This window comes from Paenibacillus timonensis, assembly GCF_022427145.1.
Lineage (GTDB): Bacteria > Bacillota > Bacilli > Paenibacillales > Paenibacillaceae > Fontibacillus > Fontibacillus timonensis.
Genome location: NZ_JAKSXN010000164.1, coordinates 1 through 401, shown reverse-complemented (window position 1 = coordinate 401; position 401 = coordinate 1). Strand labels below are relative to the sequence as shown.

Genomic DNA, 401 nt, shown 5'->3' with positions numbered 1-401 from the left:
TGCTGCTAGACTAAAAAGTAGACATGGAGAACCGAGAATCGGGTAAAATGAATCTATCCAAATTCGAGGTGCTACCATGACGAAAAAATACGATAAAGAATTTAAACTGCAAACGATTCAGATGATCCAGGAAGAAGGGAAAGCGGTGGCGCAGGTCGCCCGCGAACTGGGGATCAGCGACAACACCCTGTATCGTTGGATGGCGGAATACAAGAAAGACGGCGCACAGGCCTTTCCAGGCAGTGGGCAACTGAAAGCCGACGATAAAGCAATGAGAGATCTTCAGAAACGCCTTCGTGATCTGGAAGAGGAGAACGACATCTTAAAAAAGGCGATGCACTACTTCGCCAAAGACCGGCGCTGATCTATGCCTTCATCCACGATCATCGCTTCAAGTGCCG

The 401-nt window shown here is 48.6% G+C and carries 1 protein-coding gene; it reads left to right on the top strand.

What is annotated here, in order from left to right; all coding sequences use genetic code 11:
* Positions 1 to 76 precede the first annotated feature (76 nt).
* Complete coding sequence (locus tag MJ257_RS24705) at positions 77 to 364, top strand: transposase (protein ID WP_016310786.1); 288 nt, start codon at positions 77 to 79, stop codon at positions 362 to 364.
* Positions 365 to 401 lie beyond the last annotated feature (37 nt).

Coding starts and splice junctions, on each gene's coding strand:
- MJ257_RS24705 (WP_016310786.1), top strand. CDS start 77: ATGACGAAAAAATACGATAAAGAATTTAAACTGCAAACGATTCAGATG.